This window comes from Ciceribacter azotifigens, assembly GCF_048159625.1.
GTDB lineage: Bacteria > Pseudomonadota > Alphaproteobacteria > Rhizobiales > Rhizobiaceae > Allorhizobium > Allorhizobium azotifigens.
This window is the reverse complement of the sequence record NZ_JBLQTA010000002.1, coordinates 32,283-50,778: the sequence shown is the minus strand read 5'-3', so window position 1 is coordinate 50,778 and position 18,496 is coordinate 32,283. Positions and strand designations below refer to the sequence as shown.

Annotated in this window: 19 protein-coding genes; 6 read left to right on the top strand and 13 right to left on the bottom strand. The window is 65.2% G+C overall.

Annotation, left to right across the window (positions count from 1 at the left end):
* Positions 1 to 3 precede the first annotated feature (3 nt).
* Positions 4 to 1,260, bottom strand: a complete 1,257-nt coding sequence (locus tag ACM6UT_RS03145) for a DNA-packaging protein (protein WP_416796275.1) — start codon at positions 1,258 to 1,260, stop codon at positions 4 to 6.
* Between the two features lie 208 nt (positions 1,261 to 1,468).
* Positions 1,469 to 2,071, bottom strand: a complete 603-nt coding sequence (locus tag ACM6UT_RS03140; RefSeq protein ID WP_416795924.1) for a hypothetical protein — start codon at positions 2,069 to 2,071, stop codon at positions 1,469 to 1,471.
* Positions 2,072 to 3,165: 1,094 nt separating this feature from the next.
* On the opposite strand from ACM6UT_RS03140, the gene ACM6UT_RS03135 reads away from it, so the two are divergent.
* Positions 3,166 to 3,486 (top strand): MmcQ/YjbR family DNA-binding protein, encoded by a 321-nt coding sequence (locus ACM6UT_RS03135; protein WP_416795923.1) that lies wholly within the window; start codon positions 3,166 to 3,168, stop codon positions 3,484 to 3,486.
* Between the two features lie 29 nt (positions 3,487 to 3,515).
* Here ACM6UT_RS03135 and ACM6UT_RS03130 read toward each other — a convergent pair whose 3' ends face one another.
* A complete protein-coding gene (locus tag ACM6UT_RS03130) occupies positions 3,516 to 3,863 on the bottom strand; it encodes a DUF1491 family protein (protein WP_416795922.1) in 348 nt (115 codons plus the stop codon).
* A gap of 199 nt (positions 3,864 to 4,062) precedes the next feature.
* Between ACM6UT_RS03130 and ACM6UT_RS03125 the strand changes: the two genes are divergently transcribed.
* Positions 4,063 to 4,863, top strand: a complete 801-nt coding sequence (locus tag ACM6UT_RS03125; protein ID WP_416795921.1) for an endonuclease/exonuclease/phosphatase family protein — start codon at positions 4,063 to 4,065, stop codon at positions 4,861 to 4,863.
* 37 nt (positions 4,864 to 4,900) lie between these two features.
* Here the strand turns inward: ACM6UT_RS03125 and ACM6UT_RS03120 are convergent, their stop codons facing one another.
* From ACM6UT_RS03120 to ACM6UT_RS03110, 3 genes are all read right to left on the bottom strand, one after another.
* A complete protein-coding gene (locus ACM6UT_RS03120) occupies positions 4,901 to 6,343 on the bottom strand; it encodes a methyl-accepting chemotaxis protein (protein ID WP_416796274.1) in 1,443 nt (480 codons plus the stop codon).
* A 102-nt stretch (positions 6,344 to 6,445) separates the two neighbouring features.
* Positions 6,446 to 7,447 (bottom strand): peptidoglycan-binding domain-containing protein, encoded by a 1,002-nt coding sequence (locus ACM6UT_RS03115; protein ID WP_416795920.1) that lies wholly within the window; start codon positions 7,445 to 7,447, stop codon positions 6,446 to 6,448.
* A complete protein-coding gene (locus ACM6UT_RS03110; protein ID WP_416795919.1) occupies positions 7,419 to 8,951 on the bottom strand; it encodes a sensor histidine kinase in 1,533 nt (510 codons plus the stop codon). The genes ACM6UT_RS03115 and ACM6UT_RS03110 overlap by 29 nt, the downstream gene beginning before the upstream one ends.
* A 473-nt stretch (positions 8,952 to 9,424) precedes the next feature.
* Here ACM6UT_RS03110 and ACM6UT_RS03105 point away from each other — a divergent pair, with 473 nt between their 5' ends.
* Both ACM6UT_RS03105 and ACM6UT_RS03100 read left to right on the top strand, forming a co-directional pair.
* Positions 9,425 to 9,826 (top strand): DUF5330 domain-containing protein, encoded by a 402-nt coding sequence (locus ACM6UT_RS03105; protein ID WP_416795918.1) that lies wholly within the window; start codon positions 9,425 to 9,427, stop codon positions 9,824 to 9,826.
* A gap of 206 nt (positions 9,827 to 10,032) precedes the next feature.
* Positions 10,033 to 10,467, top strand: coding sequence for a SufE family protein (locus ACM6UT_RS03100; protein WP_416795917.1), 435 nt, complete (start codon positions 10,033 to 10,035; stop codon positions 10,465 to 10,467).
* Positions 10,468 to 10,943: 476 nt separating this feature from the next.
* On the opposite strand, the gene ACM6UT_RS03095 is transcribed toward ACM6UT_RS03100, so the two are convergent.
* Complete coding sequence (locus ACM6UT_RS03095; RefSeq protein WP_416795916.1) at positions 10,944 to 11,777, bottom strand: DUF6456 domain-containing protein; 834 nt, start codon at positions 11,775 to 11,777, stop codon at positions 10,944 to 10,946.
* Positions 11,770 to 12,183, bottom strand: coding sequence for a helix-turn-helix domain-containing protein (locus ACM6UT_RS03090; RefSeq protein ID WP_416795915.1), 414 nt, complete (start codon positions 12,181 to 12,183; stop codon positions 11,770 to 11,772). The genes ACM6UT_RS03095 and ACM6UT_RS03090 overlap by 8 nt, the downstream gene beginning before the upstream one ends.
* A gap of 461 nt (positions 12,184 to 12,644) precedes the next feature.
* Here ACM6UT_RS03090 and ACM6UT_RS03085 point away from each other — a divergent pair, with 461 nt between their 5' ends.
* Together ACM6UT_RS03085 and ACM6UT_RS03080 are read left to right on the top strand one after the other, a co-directional pair.
* A complete protein-coding gene (locus ACM6UT_RS03085; protein WP_416795914.1) occupies positions 12,645 to 13,346 on the top strand; it encodes a hypothetical protein in 702 nt (233 codons plus the stop codon).
* Positions 13,343 to 14,158 carry a hypothetical protein gene (locus ACM6UT_RS03080; RefSeq protein WP_416795913.1) on the top strand — a complete coding sequence of 272 codons (816 nt, stop codon included), beginning with the start codon at positions 13,343 to 13,345 and terminating at the stop codon, positions 14,156 to 14,158. The genes ACM6UT_RS03085 and ACM6UT_RS03080 overlap by 4 nt, the downstream gene beginning before the upstream one ends.
* Positions 14,159 to 14,862: 704 nt before the next feature.
* On the opposite strand, the gene ACM6UT_RS03075 is transcribed toward ACM6UT_RS03080, so the two are convergent.
* The 5 genes from ACM6UT_RS03075 to ACM6UT_RS03055 all read right to left on the bottom strand — a co-directional run bounded on the left by ACM6UT_RS03075 (position 14,863) and on the right by ACM6UT_RS03055 (position 18,474).
* A complete protein-coding gene (locus ACM6UT_RS03075) occupies positions 14,863 to 15,291 on the bottom strand; it encodes a Ros/MucR family transcriptional regulator (RefSeq protein WP_416795912.1) in 429 nt (142 codons plus the stop codon).
* A gap of 429 nt (positions 15,292 to 15,720) precedes the next feature.
* Positions 15,721 to 16,056 (bottom strand): monovalent cation/H(+) antiporter subunit G, encoded by a 336-nt coding sequence (gene mnhG / locus ACM6UT_RS03070; protein ID WP_416795911.1) that lies wholly within the window; start codon positions 16,054 to 16,056, stop codon positions 15,721 to 15,723.
* Positions 16,053 to 16,424 carry a cation:proton antiporter gene (locus ACM6UT_RS03065; RefSeq protein WP_416795910.1) on the bottom strand — a complete coding sequence of 124 codons (372 nt, stop codon included), beginning with the start codon at positions 16,422 to 16,424 and terminating at the stop codon, positions 16,053 to 16,055. The genes mnhG and ACM6UT_RS03065 overlap by 4 nt, the downstream gene beginning before the upstream one ends.
* Positions 16,421 to 16,894, bottom strand: a complete 474-nt coding sequence (locus tag ACM6UT_RS03060; protein ID WP_416795908.1) for a Na+/H+ antiporter subunit E — start codon at positions 16,892 to 16,894, stop codon at positions 16,421 to 16,423. The genes ACM6UT_RS03065 and ACM6UT_RS03060 overlap by 4 nt, the downstream gene beginning before the upstream one ends.
* Complete coding sequence (locus ACM6UT_RS03055; protein ID WP_416795907.1) at positions 16,891 to 18,474, bottom strand: Na+/H+ antiporter subunit D; 1,584 nt, start codon at positions 18,472 to 18,474, stop codon at positions 16,891 to 16,893. The genes ACM6UT_RS03060 and ACM6UT_RS03055 overlap by 4 nt, the downstream gene beginning before the upstream one ends.
* Positions 18,475 to 18,496 lie beyond the last annotated feature (22 nt).

The following is an 18,496-nucleotide window of genomic DNA, read 5'->3' as shown; positions in this document are numbered from 1 at the left end:
CCCCTAGACACCCCTGACGCGCGGCTCGCCCGCGCGTTCCAGCAGCAGCGCCGTCAGCGCCCAGACCAGCGCGTCCAGCCGGTCGGGCGAGCGGCCTGACGAGAGCCCGTCGGGCCCGAAATCGCACATCTGGTCTTCGAGCGCCGAAAAGCGGCCGGCGTGTACCACCCGGCCCTGCTCGTAGAGGGCTGCCACCGGCTCGGCCCTCAGATACTTGCCCCGCGTCGCGCGCACCAGCGTCAGCGGCAGGCCGGCATCGATGCTGCGCAGCACCGCCGCCACCATCTCGCCGCCCTGGTTTGCCTCTGCCACCACCCGGTCCGCCTCGAAGCGCCGGTAGGCGCGCACCACCGCCTGCGCCCATTGCGCCGGGCTTGCCGCCTCCACCGAGACGTCGGCGAGCACCGCGGCGCGGCCGTTCTCCTCGAGCCCCGCCACCACGATGCCGCAGCAGCTTTCGCGTCCCGTGCCCGCCGGCGGATCGACCGCCACGACGATCCGCCTCAGCGGCCCCGTCAGCTTCACCGTCAGCGCCTCGATCCGCTCGCGTTTCCAGAGCGCGTCCTCGCGGTCCTCGATCAGCTCGCCGTCGAGTTCCTGCCGGCCGAGCCGCGTGCCGCCGTAGCGCTCCTGAAGTGCCGCGATGAAGCCGGGCGCGAGGTTCTTCGCATTGTCCGCCGTCGAAAGCCGGCTCACCCGCGTCGCCTTCGCCGCGATCAGCCGTTTCAGAAGCGGCAGCGGCCGCGGCGTCGTGGTCATGAGCTCCCGCGGCGCAGTGCCGAGTCTCAGCGCAAACTGCAGCATGTCGTAGGTCTCGTCGGGATATTTCCATTTCGCCAGCTCGTCGCACCAGGCAAAATGAAACTGCGGCCCGCGCAGGCTCTCCGGGTCCTCGGAGGAGAAGAATTGCGCAATCGCCCCGTTCGGCCAGACGAGCCGCCGGCGCGAGATTTCCACCTCCGGCCGCATCCGCCGGGCGATCCGCCAGATGCCCGACGCCCCGTCGACCATCACCTCGCGGGCATCGCCGAGCGTTTCGGCGACGAGCGCGATGCGCAGATCGGAGCGCGCCCCGGCGCCAAGCGCCAGCGCGTGCACCCATTCCGCGCCGGTGCGGGTCTTGCCCGAGCCGCGCCCGCCGATCACCAGCCAGGAGCGCCAGTCGCCTTCCGGCGGCTTTTGCTCCGGCCGGCCGGTGAATTCCCAGCTCCGGCCGATCCTCTTCAGCACCGCCGGATCGCAGAGCGCCAGCCGCTCGATGACGGCGTAAACGTCCGGATCGGCGATGATGCCTTCCGAGGGCGGCGGTTCCTGCGTCTCCGGCGGCAGGCTTGCGGCGATGCTGCCGGCGAGCTTTCCCGCCGAGGCGATACTTTGCGCCCTCAGGTCCTCTATGCCGTCGAACCCCTTTCGGTTCTCGTCGAGCGCCGTCGTCAGGCCCTTTCCCGCCTTCTTCACCACCCGCCTGTCATCCGCATTCTGCGCCCGGCGCGCTTTCCGGTTCACCGGAAGCGCCGGGACTGTCTCCGGCCGTGGCGGGAGCGCCGTCGCGGGCTGCGGTCCAGCTCTGAAGCAAGCGTCTTGCACGCGCATCGGCCTGTGCGTCGATGATGGCCCGAAGTTCTGCCCGGATTGCCGCATCGCCACCCTCTTCCTCGGCCAGGAGTTCCGCCGTCTCGCGGTCGCGCACGATCTGCCGCTGCAGGCCGTCGATCTTTTCGAGCGTCCGGACGAGCAGCGCCATGGCATCGGTCGCCGCCTTCGCGTCAGCCCGCGCGGCCTTCGCCGCCGCCTCGTCCTCGCCGGCGATCAGCGCCTCCGCCGAGGCCCGCAGCCTTCGGAAAAGCTCGAACTGGTCGCGCATCTCCGCCGTCAGGTCGTTCAAAAGCCTCTGGAATTCGTCGACAGGCGACGGCCGGTCGGCCGATTTCAGCTCGAGGAACAGCCGACCCACCGCCCGGCGCACCCGTGGCGCGTCCCTCGCCGCGGCCTCCGCCGCGGAGTCCGCACCCACCTCGCCCGGCGGCCACGGGCCGAAGACCGAGATGTCGAATTCGCCTGCCCCGTCCATAGCCTGCTCTCCCTGCCGGCCCGCGCCGACGAAAAAAGGCCCGGGGCGAACCCCGAGCCTCGAATGACTGACAATGCCCCGGCATCGTCCCTGACGACATACATGCCGGTGCTTGCGGCGCCGGCCGGAAATACCTCTCTTCTCCCCGCCGGGGAGAAGGTGGCGCGCAGCGCCGGATGAGGGGGCGGAGAATGCCGGCGGCAGAATCGGACGTCTTCTCCCCCTTGGCGGGGGGTGAGGAGCGGTCGGCGAAGCCGGGCAATCGATCCAGTGAATCGATTGCAGCGACGAACGCCTTGAGCCCAAGCGAAAGGCCGGTCAGGTCCCCAAAAGGGGCAGAGGGGGTCGGTTACATAGATGCCCCTCACCTGCGATTTCTGGCACTTAGGCCTTCGACCTAAGATGCCGAAATCGCTTCCTCTCCCGCCAGGGGAGAGGCGTTGCCAGCGCGGTGCCAAGGGGCGTTCTCCCCCCTCGTGGGCAGGGCTATCGCATATGGGATACCGGTGGCGGCTGCGGCCTCCCTCTTCTCCCCTCGGGGAGAAGTGCCGAGCGTATGCGAGGCGATGAGGGGGCTGCCCGGCACGGCTTTTGCGCTTCGCGCCCCCCTCATCCGGCCCTTCGGGCCACCTTCTCCCCGCTGGGGAGAAGAGGGAGCCCGCTTCGTGCGCCGCTCAAAATTCATAGGCAATTGCCCTGCCCTCAAGGGGGGAGATCGGCGCCATACACACCGCGGCCTCTCATTCCTTATTCTGGCACTACCTCATCGGTACTGCGGCAATCGCAAACCCATCTCCACCGTCATGCCGGGCCTGACCCGGCATCCAGCCCCGGCGCGTCCGCGCCGTGAAAGACTCTTTTGCGATCAGTGACTTGTTCGCACCGGATCCCGGATCACCCTCGGGTTCAACCCGAGGACGGGGATGACGGCGACCTTTTGTGCCAGGAGCACCACCGGGCCACCCCGGCCGCACTTCTTCGACCATGACCGAAGACTATCAAACGACCGTCACGCCGTCAAGGATTATTTTCCTATCCATTGCCCCCCCCACCGCTCTCCCCTATCCTCCCGCCAACGGAGGACGGAGGCCACCATGACCGAGGACGAGGTTGCCGCTCTTGCGCTGGCACTGCCGGAGACGGAGGAGAGTGCCCATTTCGGCAAGCGGGATTTTCGCTTTCGGAACAAGATCTTCGCCACCCTGCCGCGGCCGGGCGAACTGGTGCTGAAGCTTGCCCCCGACCGGCAGGCGCTCGCCGTCGCGGCGGCACCCGACCTGCTTTTTCCGGTCCCCGGCGCCTGGGGTCTCAAGGGCTGGACGGTGCTGCGCTACACGGACGCCGCCCCGGCGGACGTCGAGGACCTCCTGCGCGCGGCATGGGAGACGGTCGCGCGCAAACGCCCGCGCGGCTGAGGCTATCCCCGCACGGGGAGGCCCCTCGCCTACACCTCGCCGCCGGCGATGGGCAGCACGCCGTCGAGGTCGTCGGTTTCGAGTTCCACCACCCAGTAATCGGGATCGAAGCGGCCCTCGCGCGCAAGAAGCGTATCGACCTCGCCCGCCTCGACGCGCGTCAGCCGCACCTCGAAGGCGCGAGCGTCGCGCCGCTCCTCCGCCATCAGGCTCTGCGGCGCCGGGCCGTAGAGCGTCTCGAGCCCGTCGCGAAAACGCTGGCGCACATAGATCGCCCCCGCCTCCTCCGCGCCCTTGCGCGCGACGGCGGCAAACCCGCCGGCGGAAAACACGCGGCGGACGAGCGCGGAAACGAAGATATCGGAACGAAGACGCATCCGCGCGTCATAGGGCAAGCGGGAGGAGAAGGGAATGGGGCGAGAGGCCCGCATACAACAGGCGCGGGGCGACATCACCGACAGGGCACTGTAGCGTTGACGCGCCGCGCGCGTGATTCCGGCCGGCGAAATCCGGCGCAATCCGCTCCGGAGCGGATCGGCGGAGCGCTGTAGCGAAGCAGAGGAGGAGGGCTCGGGAATGAGGATCATGTCTCTCAACGGTTGGGGCGGCAAGCTGCACGAGCCGTTGACGCAATATCTCCGGTCGGAAGCGCCTGAGGTCCTGTGCCTGCAGGAGGTGGTCTCGAGCCCTGCTTCGGCCAAGGACTGGCTGATCTACCGCGACGGGGAGACCGTCCTGCCGCAACGGGCGAACTTCTTTCACGACGTGGCCGCCGCCCTTCCCGACCATACGGCCGTTTTCTGTCCGGCAGCCCAAGGCGTCTTGTGGGATGGCGGGACCGCGGTGCCGTCCCGGTGGGGATTGGCGACCTTCGTGCACAAGTCGCTGGCGATCACCGGCCAGGTCCAGGGCTTCGTCCACAAGGCGTTCTCGCCGCACGGCTATGGCGAGCATCCCCGTTCACGAAATGCACATGCGGTACGCCTCTATGATTTCGAGAACGACCGTCCGGTCTCGATCGCTCATATGCATGGCCTCCGCGATCTCGACGGGAAAGGCGACACGCCGGCAAGAACCCGGCAGGCTCGCAGGCTGGTCGATCTGGTTTCCCAGGTCGCCACCCCGGGGGATGCGCTGGTCGTTTGCGGCGACTTCAATGTCGAGCCGCAGAGCGAGACCTTCGACATCCTGGGCACCTTGGGACTAATGGAGCTGGTGACGGCACGAGGGTTCGAAAGCACCCGCACCTCGCACTATCGCAAGCCCGGACGCTTTGCCGATTACATGCTGGTCAACGAGCGCGTGGAGGTGCTGGACTTCTCGGTCGTCACGGACCCGGAAGTCTCCGATCATTGTCCCCTGGTGCTGACGATCTAGCGGCACAGGCCACCCTCTTTCCCGGGCGGCCCCCTCCTCACACCCTCACCGCCAGCCTCAGCCCGCCCCAGTGGCGGCCGGAGACGGTGATCGGGGCGGAGATGTCCTTCATCACCACGAAATTGCCGCCGCCCATGTCGCGGCGGTAGGTCTGGACGAGGAAGGGGGCCGTCGAGCGGCCGGCGGCAAGGCCGACGCGATCGGCGAAGATGCGGCGGTTGCGGCAGTTGGCGGTGTTCCACACCGCATCGCCCGGCCGCTGCGGCTCGGAGAATTTGCGGTTGTGGGTCGGCAGGTAGCCGTTGACGTCGACGGCGGCGCAGAAGCCGACGCGGTCGCTCAAGGACAGCACCGGCTCGAGGATCGGCGGCAGCACCCTGTCGGAGAATTCGGTGAAGCGGGTCATCATCTGCACCGGGTCGGTGCCGGGGATCGGCCGGTACTGCCGGTCGAAAAGCGCGTCCATGGCGATGCGGCCGGCGCGCACGCCCTCCTCGAACACCGCCGAGATGCGGTCGGCGAGGTCACGGGCGGTGCGGATCCAGGCGCTGTCGACGGTCTCGATGCCGGCGCTCGCGGTCAGCTGGATCAGCGTCTCGGAGAGGTTCACCACCTTGTCGACACGGGCGGCGGCCGCCTGCAGCGCGCCGTCGGAGCTTCGCACCTCGCCGGCCATCTCGCCGAGGGTGACGACGAAGGCGGAGCACTGGCCGTTCACCGTCTCGGTGGTCTTCGCCATCACCGAGGCGCTGTCGAGGATGCGGGTAATCACCCCTTCCATGGTGCCGAAGGACTGGTTCATCGCCTGCGAGGTCTCGCGCACGTCGAGCGCGCTTTCGCTCGCGCCCTTGCCGGCGGTGGCGAGCTTCTCGATCTTGCTGCGGATGTCGTCGAGAATCGCCTGGATCGAGGCGGTCGCCTGCGAGGTCTGCAGCGCCAGCGCCCGGATTTCCGAGGCGACGACGGCAAAGCCCTTGCCGGCCTCCCCGGCGCGAGCCGCCTCGATCGCGGCGTTGAGCGCAAGCAGGTTCGTCTGCCGGGCGATGATACCGATCTCGCTCGCCACCTTGTCGACGTCCGAAAGCGAGCGCGAGAAGGTGCCGATCTCGCTGCTGATCTCGATCGAGGCGTTGACCATCTGGTCGATCTTGCCGACCGCGCCGGTCATGCGGCCTGCCGAGTCCGACAGCATCCGGCGGGCTTCGCCGGCGGTGGCGTCGGTCTCGCCGAGGGCAGCGGCGACGTTATTGTTGGTCTCGGCGATCGAAAGCGCGGTGCGGGTGATCTCGTCGAAGGTCACGGCATGGCGCTTCGACATCGCCGCGACATCGGTGATCGCGCCGGCGATGTCGACGAGGTCGATGCCGAGTTCGGAGGCCTCGCGGGCCATTTCGGAGACGATCCGCTTGAGGACGGCGGCATCCGACGTGGCCTCCTCGGGCACGTCATGCTCTTCACTCACGGCGAGCGCATTCGACATGGTCATTGCAAACCCCTCCCAAGATTTGGAGGATCATCGCCAATCATGGTTAAGGTTTTGCAAATATTCGTATATAGACGAAAGTCTAATGTGGCCGGCAGATCAGAGCGCGCCGATGTCCTTGAGCTTCTTCAGCACCGCCGGGTTCGGCTCGCCGGTTTCCGGCAGGCGATAGTGCCGCTCGAAATGGCGGATCGCCGCCCGCGTCTCTTCGCCGGCAACGCCGTCGACCTTGACGTCGCTGTAGGCGATGTTGCTCAGCCCCTGCTGGATCGCCATTACCATGTTCGGGTCGGCGCCGCCGGCGATTGCCTGCGGGATGTCCCTTGCCGGCCGCAGCACCGCCTCGACGGCGCGCTCCTCCGTCTGCGCCTTGCGGCGCTTTTCCGATACGGTGGTGACGGTGCGCTCGGCGCTGCGGATCGCGGCGGCGACCGGGTCCTCGCCGGCTGCGGGCGAGATGTCGCCGGCCGGGCGCTGGGCCGGACGAACGGCGACGGCGCCGCTTTCGACGGTAAGCGCGGCAAGCAGTTCCGGGCTCGGACGGCCGTCCGCCGGCATGGCGACGGATTTCTGGAAGGCGGCGATCGCGGCTTCCGTGCGCGGGCCGGTCACGCCGTCGACGGTGCCGTCATAGAAGCCGCGGCGGGCGAGCGCCTCCTGCACGGAGCGCACAAGGCCGGCATCGGCAGCGGCATCAACGGGGGGAACGGCGGCGGTCGTCTCGTTCACGGCCTCGCCTGCAGGCATGACGCCATCCGCCGTCGCGGCGGTATCCTGGCCCTGCGGCTCCTCGGCCCGCTCGATGCGGAAGGTCGTGACCCGCGCGGGATCTTCCATCAGCGGATTGCGGGCAATCCCGGCAAGCGCGTTGAAATCGGCCCTGTCGCGGGTGCGCCAGAAGGGCGAGGGATGGACGCCCGGCTGATACCAAAGGGCGTTCGCGGCGATCATGCCGAACACGACGCAAAAGGCCGCCGCCCCGCCGACACCGACGGGATGGCGAGCCGCGAAACCGGCGAGCGCGCCGGCAGCCCGCGAGGCGAGGCCCGGCGCGCGGCGCGCGGGCTTCCTCTCAGGCGATTTTCGCTTTCGCTTCGTCATGCACCCATTCGTCCTTCGTTCGCGCAGCCACGGCGTTCTCCGCCTTCAGCCGCGGCGGGAAGTCCACCCTGTTGTCTGCGCCGGCCGTATCGCCGGCAGCGATGATTCCGGAGCCGTCCGCCGGCAGCGTGACGGTCACCACAGTGCCCTCGCCCGGCCGGCTCGTCATTTCGAAACGGCCGCCATGCAGTGCGGTAAGCCCCTTCACCAGCGACAGCCCGAGCCCCGATCCGTCGTAGCGGCGGTTAAGCTCGCCATGGATCTGGGTGAACGGCTTGCCGATCAGCGACAGCTTCTCCGGCGCGATGCCGATGCCGGTATCGCTGACGACGATCTTCAGTTCGCCGCCCTCGATGCCCGCGTCGATGGTGACCGCGCCGCCGGCTTCGGTGAACTTGATCGCATTGCCGACCAGATTGATCAAGACCTGGCGAATGGCGCGCTCGTCGGCGACGACCTCGCCGAGGCCGCGGCCAAGCCGGCTCGTCAGCGTCACGCCGCGGGTCTTTGCCTGCAGCGAAAGCATGTTCTCGCAATGGCTGATCGTCTCGGCGATGGCGAAGGGCTCGAGCGTCAGTTCGTAGCGGCCGGCCTCGATCTTCGACATGTCGAGCATGGCGTTGACGACCGAAAGCAGGTGGGCGCCGGACTGGTGGATGAGGCCGACATATTCGCGCTGGCGGTCGTTCTCGAGCTTGCCGAAATATTCGCCCGCCAGGATGTCGGAGAAGCCGAGGATGGCGTTGAGCGGTGTGCGGAGCTCGTGGCTGACGGCAGCGAGGAAGCGCGACTTGGTCTCGTGCGCGTCGGCCGCCTCGCCGGCCATGCGGCGGGCCTCGTCACGGATGCGCATCTCGCCGGCGATATCGAGGATCTGGGCGTGGACGGCGGAAAGCGCGCCATCGGCACCGCGCACGGCGGTCATGTCCATGCGGACGTTCATGAATTGCGACTGTTCCAGCCCGAGCATCGGCCGGTCGAGGCGGAGATCGATCGCCACCGCATCGACGCCGGCGCGCAGGTCGGCGAGCGCCTCGACGAAGCCGAGCCGGTCAGAGACATGCACATGCTCGACGAAGGGGCGGTCGATCGGATCGCGCAGGAAGGAGAAGAAGACTTCGCGGTCGCGGCCGCCGGCGGCGCGCACAAGGCCCCTGGCATCAAGCCGGAGGAGAAGGCCGGGGCAGGCCTCGGCGGAGAAGCCGTCCGCGGCCGGCGATTCGGCCGTCTCGTCCGGACGGCCGGGCGCGCGGGCGAAGGCAAAGGCGACGACGCTTGTGACGAGGAAGAGCGAGAGCACGAGCGCAAAGCCGAGCGGCAATGCGACGGCGGGACCGGCGACGAAGAGGAGTGCCACGGGAACGGCCGGAACGAGCGGCAGGAAGGCCAGCATCACCCGGCGAAGCAGCACCACGTCGGCCGCTGCAACGGACCGTCCGGCGCCGGTGCGCGCAAGGCAGGCATGCGCCGCGTCATGCAGCATCGCCACCGTCATCTCAGCCATTTTACTCAATACCAGCACGCCAAATTTCCGCGAACGCTTGCACTCTCGAACCACCCCGACCATAGGCGCCGCGCGCTTAAGGAAAAGATAAAGGAAGGGGCCGGAACAGCGCCGCGAAGGCCCGGTTTGCGCCATTCCGGAACAAGCCGGCCAAGCTTTCGCATTCATGGTTAACAGCGCGTAAGCGACGGAAATTACGGCATTTTCTGGACCGCGTTAACCTTTGGCCAAGGGCCGCGCGGCAAATCGCCGGGATTTCGGGGATGGCCCCCCTGTTTATGCTTAACGGCGATTGCTAAAACTTGATGCAAATGGTGCGTGAGGGCCGGATCGTTAGAATTTTAGTCAATTTCGCCGAAAAACCGAGCGGGTTTTGCAAAGCGAAATTACCAACCCGCGAATAGGCTCCCCTCACACGCCGGGAAGGACCCGGCAGCCGGCACGGACCGGTGATGCTCGGACGGGTAAACGCAATGTGGTTTCTGATCAAAGGAACGTTCTGGTTTTCGATGGTGCTGGTGCTCTTGTCGTATTTCGGCACCCGGCCGGAGGCGCAGGACGCCGGTGCGTCGCTCAACGTCGCCGACGCAATCTCGGCGGCCACCGACGCCTATGCCTATGTGAGCGAGATCTGCAGCGTGAAGCCGGATGTCTGCGTCAAGGGTGCGGAAACCTTCGCCGCGCTCGGCGAACGGGCCCGTGAAGGCGCGCTCGTCGCCTACCAGCTCCTCGACCGCCAGTTCGGCGACGAGGCCAAGGAAAAGGCCGCCGCAGCCGGCGAAACCGCCGACGACGTCTCGGACATCATCGTGACCGGCACCGTCAACACGTCTGCAGGCGCCGTACCGACGCCGCGGCCGAAGCCGGCCTCCTGATTTTGAAAGCTTGCCCGGCGCGCTTGCCGCCCCGGGCCTGATGACTGCCCTACTGCCATACTGTCGACTTGTGCCCCTTTCGGCCGACGCGGTGCCTTTTCACAAGGTGCCGCGTTTTCTTTTCCGGCGGCACGACAGTTCAATTCGCCGCCGAGATCGCCTATATCGGACCCATAGCGGCAATGAGACAATAAACGGAGCCGGGAATGACCACCCTGCAGCACATGATCGACGATTTCGCCTTCCTCGACGACTGGGAGGACCGCTATCGTTACGTGATCGAGCTCGGCAAGGCGCTGCCCGATCTGCCGGAGGCGGAAAAGACCGCCGAACGCAAGGTGAAGGGCTGCGCGAGCCAGGTGTGGCTGGTGACCAAGGTCGGCGAAGGCGACGACCCGGTGATCGAATTTACCGGTGATTCGGACGCCCATATCGTGCGCGGGCTGGTGGCGATCGTGCTCGCCGCCTATTCCGGCAAGCGCGCCTCCGAGATCGTCAAGTTCGACGCGATCGACCTCTTCGGCAAGATCGGCCTCATCGAGCACCTGTCCGCCCAGCGGGCGAACGGGCTGCGCTCGATGATCCAGCGCATCCGCGAGGAAGCTGCCCAGGCGCTGGTGGAAGGCGCGCCCGGACGCTGATCCTTTCGCGCCCGCGTCGCCTGCCTTGCCGCCGCTCGTCTGCTTCGACGGTTTGCGTTTCTGCCCTCAGGTCACCCCCCCCTCAAGGGCAGGGCAATTGCATGGGAATTTTGAGCGGCGCACGAAGCGGGCTCCCTCTTCTCCCCTCGGGGAGAAGGTGGCCCGAAGGGCCGGATGAGGGGGCGCGAAGCGCAAAAGCCGTGCCGGCCAGCCCCCTCATCGCCTCGCATACGCTCGGCACTTCTCCCCGAGGGGAGAAGAGGGAGCCCGGAGCCGCCACAGGTATCTCACATGCGATAGCCCTCCCCTCAAGGGGGAGATCGACCGTGGCACCGCGCCAGCCGCTTCCGCGCGACGCGAAGGGAGAGGTGGGCGTGAAGGGCGAAGGTAAGGGACGCCCCCTCCCAAGCCGGCAGAGGGGGGTGAAGGCCTCGTTCAACGATGGCCGACCCCGCTACCCCGAACAGAACCACGCCTCAGCCGATCTCGGGGCGATAATCCTCCGCGCCCCAGTGGCGGGTGTGCCGCGGCGGGCGGGCCGGCGGGGCATAATGGCGGGCGAGCGCCATCAGCGCGGCGCGCAGCATCAGCTTTGCCGAGCGCACCGGCCATTGCCGCTCGCGCTCCACCGTTTCCAGCCCCTTCATGAAGCAGCAGACGTCGAGCGCCACGCCGGCGAGCTCCGGCCCCATGGCCTCGACCGCCGCCGTCACCCGCCGCCTTGCGGCAAGGGCGCTGTCGCCGAGTTCCGCGGCGCCGCCCGCCGCCCCCTTCGTGCGGCTTGCAAGCCGCGGCTCCCAGGAGGAGGTGATGCGCGGCTGCAGGCCGGCGCGGAGGAAATCGGCGGCAAGCCGCTCGCCCGCGTCGATCGCCTGCGCATCGAGAAAGGGCCCGCCGTCGCGCCCCTTGAGGCGGGCGAGCGGACCGAGCGGCGATTCGGCGAGATTGCGCCGCACCGTGGCGGCCGGCCGCCCCGCCTCCCCCTCCCCGCCGTTTTCTCCCGGCAGCGCGCAGACTTCGATCTCGCGGTGCTGGTCGGCAAAGCCGCCGGCCTCGGGATCGGTGAGCGCCCGGCGGAGGAAGGCGCGTGCCTCGTTGCCGGCGACGACCGCACGGCCGCGGCGCTTCAGGAGGCCGCGGGCGACGGCGAGCCGCAAAAGCCGCTCGGCGAGCACGATCTCGCCGCCGCTTCCCGAAAGACGGCAGGCGCCGCCCTCCTCGCCCGCAATCCGCATCGGCCCGGAAAGGGCAAGCCGCATCAGCCGCAGGAGCGCCCTGCGCTCGGCCGGCACCAGACTGCCGTCAGCCATGCGGGTGACCTCCGGGTGCGAGGAAGAAGCTTGCCGTCAGCCGCTCGGCCGCGCCGACGAAATCGTCATAGGCGCGGTTCTCGCGCCGCTCCTCGACGGTGCGGCAGGCATGGGAGACGGTGGAGCGGTCGGCGCCGAAGGCGATCGCGACGTGCTGCATCGGGATCTGCAGCACGACGTGGCTGACATACATGGAAATCTGGCGGATGTGCTGGACCGAGCGGCGGCGGTCACGCCCGGCCGTACCGTCGTAGCCGGCGAAGGCCAGCAGCTCCGCCACCACCTGCCGCACCATCATGCAGCGGAAGCGCAAACTCTGCCGCTCGGCGGAAGACAGCAACGCCGCCGGATCCGGCGGCCGCGGCGCGGGCTGATACTCGACGGGAACGGCTTCATGTGACAGCATGGGGCTCTCCTCGGTATATAGGTTTTTATTCCTATATCCTTTTAGCCCAAGTGCCGGACGAGAAAACCACAGGGATTTGGGGGAGGTGTGTTTTGTTTGGGGTGTGGAGGAGCGGCCGGTGGGGCCGGGAGGGGGACATGGCGGCTTTCTCGCGAAAGTGGAAGCGTCCTGCGGCCATCGCACCTAGGTGTCGTCGTACTACGCCGCGCAGGTTTTGCTTCGACCTTCGCGACGATAAAGACACAGGTTTGTGGGCTCTAAGTCCTTTCGCGACTTTGAAAGGAAGCCGCTCGCCGCGTGCTTGCCAAAGCCGAAAGAGGTTCTTGTGAGGATTTCAGTCGATCGTCTTGAGTTGTGGGTGACATTGGCACCACACTTGTCGTGGTGCTAGTAATCGCGTCAAGGTAGCTGCTTTAAGAGGACGCTCGACAACGTCATGATTGGGGACATGGTGAGGTACTATGACAGACGCCGGCTGGACAGTAGATCAACTACTTATTGAAATTGAGAAGGCAACCACCGAACAGTGGTCCAAACATCAGCGTCCGCTGCTCCTCAGCGAACTAGGCATGGACCTGACGAAGAAGCAGGGGGATTATCGGCCTGCAATTGCACCGCTGAAGTTAAGGCAGTTTATCGCAACACAACTTTCCAACAAGGTTGTGATCATCACCCATCCGCGTCAACTTCAGAAAATCGCCCTCATTCCGGCGGGCGAGGATTTCTCCTTTGAACCTGTAGGCGGGGAGAAAGCCGGTCCGTTGCTCCGCGAGGCAGGGGAACGGATCAAAGCATCCATTTGGGCGGCGTTCGTGAAACCGCTCGCACCGAATTGCAATCGCTATCTCGATGTCGAAGACAAGGCCTTGCGCTTTCAAGACATCCCCAATGGATCAAATTCCCGATCGAAGAGTGCGCGTTCTATTTCAAGCGAGCTAATCGTGGACGGCCAAAGTAAAGAGTACAATCCGGAAGAAGTTGCGGGTCGCATCAAGACTTGGGCAGCTGAAAATGGCTTACTGGAAGAGCACTTGTATAATCGTGAAGCGAGTGGTGGATTGCCAAAAAATAGCTTCTTCGACGTTTTCAAAGGCCTGAGTGACAGCGATCTTCGTCGAATTGAAATACCTTTTGACATTGTGATGAAGCTCGCACGCCAATGAAAACAGCGTTCCTTCTGTTCGCGAAGGATCAGCAGCTTCGAAAGCATTTCACGGTTTCAGACGAAGCTATGATCCCGAAGGAAATCAGAGACAAGCATGGCTCTGGTTTCAAGTTCTTCACTAACCCGCCTCATCTCAGCGCTGAGGAATTCTGCGTCAAGATCAGCAATGAAAACCCGGAACATGCGCTTGTTCTTCTCGTGGAACACGGCTTAGGTTACTCGCTGGATGGGCTTGGCTTGCCGTTAAGTGTCCTGCAAACTGACGCGAGAGCAATGGGAATTGAGTTTTCCCGAGTGCTTACGTTCTGGATCAAACGCTTAAACGCGGTTGAGCAGATATTTAAGCCAATGGGAAACAAGAAAGCGCTTCTTCTCCCGTTCGGAAACTTCAGAGACGAAAAAGCCAATGAAATCTGGGCTTCGATCGCGTCAAATCTTAGCGAAAGGACGTTCGGCTTAACGGACGAACTAACTCGGCTGATTACCCATCTGAAAACGCGGGAGTTCCCCAAGCGAAGAGGCGGCGACTACAAAGACAAATATTTCGTCGATGAAAAGGGATATTATTTCCAATATGGGCATGAGGTTCATTCCAAACCCGTTACTGTAGGCGATGGACATACGGTCCGCTGTGCGCTGAGTTCGCAACTAAGGCTGGGCCTGCCTTATGACCGAGAGCGCCACTACAATCTTTCGCTTGAAGATAACGGCAATCTCAAAGGCAGAACTTTTGTGAATTGCCATGGCCTTGATCACACTGCCGAAAGCTGTGATCATCTCAACGTTTTTCCGAACGACTTCATAAATTGAAAAAAATGGGCGCTTTCGCGCCCATTTGACTCAAATATCTAAGCCTAACTACCTCACACCGGCTCGGTAATGTCAGATCACGACTAGGTCGATCTCTCCGACACCCGTCATTCCTGCAGTTGGCCTCCAAATGCTTACGGCTGTAAGTTCCACCTGGACGCATGCAAAGAGCTTACTTAGATACGAGCATGTCTCCTATGAAGCCAATTAGATGGCTTTTCCCGAATGAGTCAACACGTCCTTTCGGATTACGCCTTCATTAAACCAAACCAGTTAACAAAGGTTCCACGCCGACCACTCGCCGCTTCGAACAAAGCTATTTCAAATTAATTGGAAATTCGCAAGCGAAATTTCCAGCGCGTCATCCGTCGAACAATTCACCACTTCTCGATGCGTGCTACCTCAGTGTGGCTGTTGGCCAAATGCGCTTTCGCGATAGGCCGCCGATGGTCCGGTTTTGGAAAGCTCTTAGCGCAGCTTAAATGACTGACGGAAGCCGCCCCGCCGGCCGCCGCCCCCCTCCGCCTCCCTCCCACCACCTCCCCTCCCTCCCCCCTCACGCCAACAAAAAACCCGGCCCCGCGCGCAGCGGGACCGGGTCTCGAAGAACAAGGCCTCCGGCCACCCCTTCAGGGCCGGGAGATCTTTATCGGGCGGCGTGCTGCGGCCTGCACCTTGTCGATGCGGCCGCGGCGGTGCCGGGCTTAGCGGCCGCGCTTGCGGCGCTGGCCGAGGCCCATTTCCTTGGCAAGGCGCGAGCGGGCCTCCGCATAGGCCGGGGCCACCATCGGGTAGTCGACCGGCAGGTCCCACTTCTCGCGGTATTCTTCCGGCGAAAGGCTGTGATGGGTCATCAGGTGCCGCTTCAGCGACTTGAAGGCGCCGCCGCATTCCAGGCAGATGATCTGGTCGTCCTGCACGGACTTGCGCACCGAAACCGCCGGCTTCGGCTTTTCGACGACGGCGGCGACAGGCGCAGGCGCGGTCGTGTTGCTCAGCGCCGCGTGCACGTCGGCGATCAGGTTCGGCAGGTCGCCGACCGGGACCACGTGATTGCTTACGTAGGCCGCGACGATGTCGGCCGTCAATTCCACGAAAAGGTCATGGCCGGAGCCATGGGCGGAATCACTCATTGTCATTCTCCTGTTCAACATGTCTTGCCAAGCGCCGCCCTCATGGCCGGCCGCCACTCACCCAGCAAACCAGAACATGACCGCCGCTGCCGCCCTGTTGAAACAACATGAAACCCACCCCTAGATTTCGAGTGGCAACGTCGGTCCCGCCTGTCTGGAAATGATGGTCCAGCATAGAGGCTGCATTAGAAAATCAACCTGTTGCAGTATTCCTGCAAAAATAACTTGCGGAAGATTTTCGACACAACCTCGGAACGCCAGTTCTCAAGTCCAGTGCTCCACTTCAGCGATTATCATTGTTTCGCCGAATATCCAATTACTATTTTTACCCATTGGGCGCAGTCAAAATTCCGCTCTATTTCAGAGCAATTGCGACGCTTGTGCTTTCGCACTGCAAATGGAACCGCAAAATCCGCCGGCGGAAATGCGTCACGAACCGTCTTTCTTCAGATCGTCGCAGACGGACATCCGCGTCAGCGGATAGCCGACCTTGTGGGCGGCGCGCGCCAGCAGATGCGCGGAAACCGGCGCCGTCAGGATGAAGAAGAAGAAAGCGGCGAGCGCGCGGGCGAGCGTTGCGACGTCGCCTGCATGCAGGCCGACGGCGAGCAGCAGCAGGCCGGAGCCGACGGTGCCCGCCTTCGAGGCGGCGTGCATGCGGGTGTAGAGATCCGGCAGACGGTTGATGCCGATCGCGGCGATCAGCGCGAAGAGCGCACCGCCGACGATCAGCGCCGCGGTGACGAGGGCAAAGAGCACGCTCATGCCTTGCCTCCCTTCGCTGCCTGCTTCTTCGTCTTCTTGCCGGCCTTCAAGCCCCCCTTCCGGGTTTCGTCGGCCGCCGTCTCACCGACCAGCCCGCGGGTGAGGATGAAGCGGGCAAACGCGACCGTCGTCAGGAAGCCGACGAGGCCGAGCGAGATGGCGATGTCGATATAAAGCGTGTAGCCGGTGCGGATCGCAAACGCGGCGATGAAGCCGAGCACGATGCCGACCAGCATGTCGAGCGCCAGCACGCGGTCGGGCAGCGTCGGGCCGACGACCACGCGGAAGACGGTGAGGATGAAGGCGATGCCGAGCACGATCAGCGCGAAGGTGCAGGCGGTCTGGATGATGGCTTCGGGTGCCGTCATTGGAAGGCCTCCCTGATCTTGCGTTCGAAGCCGTCGGCAATGTCGCGGCGGGCGGCCTCCGGGTCGGAACAGTCGATGGCGTGGACGTAGAGCGTCTTGCGGTCCTCCGAGACGTCGACCGAGAGCGTGCCCGGCGTCAGCGTGATGAGGTTGGCGAGCAGCGTGATCTCGAAATCGCGCGTCACCGTCAGCGGATAGGCGAAGATGCCGGGCTTGATGTCGACCTTCGGCGAGACGACCATGACCGCCACTTTCCAGGCGGATTTGGCCAGCTCGACGAAGAACAGCCAGGCGAGCGAGGCGACGCGGAAGGAACGGGTGAGATAGCCGGTGCCGTTCACCTGCTCGCGGATGAGGCCGAGCGTCAGCGTCGAGAGCACGAAGCCGAAGATCAGGTTGTGCAACGTCGCGCTGCCGGTGACCGCGGCCCAGACGATCGCCATCAGGAGGTTGATCGCATAGAGGATCATTGCGCGCCTCCTTCGGGGAAGACGGACTGGAAATAGGCGGCGGGGTTCAAGAGCCCCTCGGCGGCGGTCCGGGTCCAGCCGATCATCTGATCGGGGAAGAGGCCGAACCAGACGACGAAGGCCGACAGGAGAAGGATCGGCGCGAGCGCGGAAAAGCGCGGCGCCTCGACCGGCGGCGAAAGCGCGATCGTCTCCATCGTCACCGGCAGGGCCTCCGGCGCCGGCCGCCAGTAGGCGAGGAGGAAGACCCGACCGAAGGCGATGGTGATGAGGAAACCGGAAAGGAGGATCGAACCCGCCAGCCACCAGGCGCCGGTGTCGATCGCCGCCTTGACCAGCAGCGCCTTCGGCCAGAAACCGGACAGCGGCGGCAGGCCGCTTGCGGCGAAGAACAGCGTCAGTGACAGCGCGGCAAAGCCCGGTGCCCGTGCGTAGAGGCCGCTCAAGCCGGAGAGCGAGAAGCTGCCGCCGATCCGTGCGGCCTCACCGGCCAAGAGGTAGAGCGCCGTCATCAGCACGATCGAATGGAGCGCATAGAAGATCGCCGCCGAAAGCCCCGGATTGCCGCCGATCGCGACACCGGCCAGCACGTTGCCGATGCCGGCGATGACGACGAAGCCGAGTATGCGGCGGATGTCGGCCTGGGCGAGCGCGCCCATGGCGCCGAGCACCATCGTCGCGGCGGCGGCGATGCCGACCACCAGGCCAAGCGCCTCGGCCTCGACGGGGAAGAGCATGACCATGGTGCGCAGCAGCGCATAGACGCCGACCTTGGTCAGCAGGCCGGCGAAGAGCGCCGAAACGACGATGCGCGGCGTGTGGTAGGAGGCGGGCAGCCAGAAATTGACCGGAAAGGCCGCCGCTTTCATGCCGAAGGCGAGCACGAAGAGCGCACCGAGCGTCATCAGCGGCGCGGTGCCGCGATGCTCGGCCGCCTTGCGGGCGATGTCGGCCATGTTGAGGGTGCCGAAGATCGCATAGAGATAGCCGACGGCGATCAGGAAGAGCGTCGTGCCGACGAGGTTCAGCACCGAGTATTTGAGGGCGCCATCGATCTGCTCGCGCTCGGACCCGAGGATCAGCAGGCCGAAGGACGAGATCAGCAGCACCTCGAACCAGACATAGAGGTTGAAGATGTCGCCGGTGAGGAAGGCGCCGGAGACGCCGGCCATCAGCACCATCAGGAAGGGATAGAAGCCGTAGCGCCGGCCGCTGACATTGATGTCCTTAGTCGCGTAGACGGCACCGGCGAGCGCCACCACCGCGGCAGCAAGGGCAAAGAGCGCGCCGGCGACGTCGACGGTAAAGGCGATGCCGAAGGGCGGCAGCCAGCGCCCCATCATCATCGTCACCGGACCGCCGGCGAGCACCCGGCCGAGCAGCAGAAGATCGACGGCGACGAGGATCGAAAGGCCGATGATCGCGACGATCGCATGGAGGCGGATCGTGTGGCGCATCATCATCAGCGCCGCGCCGAAGGCGAGCGACAGCGCCACCGGCAGGATGGTGAGCCACTGGTCCGCCGCAGCGGGCGCCATGACCCAGGCCCGGGCGAGATCGACGGAGGAGGAAGCGGCCATCAGAAACCAACCCCCTCACGGC